General features: G+C 60.5%; 1 protein-coding gene. It reads right to left on the reverse strand.

Annotation, left to right across the window (positions count from 1 at the left end):
- A partial coding sequence (locus tag FYK55_RS29390) for a hypothetical protein (protein WP_161604836.1) occupies nt 1-451 on the reverse strand: 451 nt, incomplete at both ends.

Raw genomic sequence — 451 nt, forward strand, 5'->3', positions numbered from 1 at the left:
GTTGTCGTTCAGGAAAACCGATCCGCCGGTCGTGGTGATCGTGCCGTTGTTGGTCCAGTTGCCGGTAACGGTCAGACTACTGCTGGTCAGATTGATCGCGGCCTGATTGTCCCATGTGCCCGCCAGCGTCAATGTGTCGCCGTTGGCAATGATGTCCTGGTCGACCAGGTAATTGCCGTCCAGATTCATCGTCCCCTGGATCAGTTCCACCGTACCGGCGTTGCCCACCAAACCGTCGACGTCCAGCGTGCCGCCGCTGGCACGAAGCACACCTTCATTCGTGAAGCTTCCACCGTCGGGACGAATCTCGATCGTCCGACCTGCCACATCGGCGTCGATCACACCACGGTTGAGCACGCTGACGTTGTTCGCCGTGTTCCAGTAGCCGCTGCGACCGATCGCTCCGTTGCCGCCGTGAACCGTGACGCCATCTTCGATCACCAGCGTCGTG

The organism is Roseiconus nitratireducens, assembly GCF_008629675.1.
GTDB classification, from domain to species: Bacteria; Planctomycetota; Planctomycetia; order Pirellulales; family Pirellulaceae; genus Stieleria; species Stieleria nitratireducens.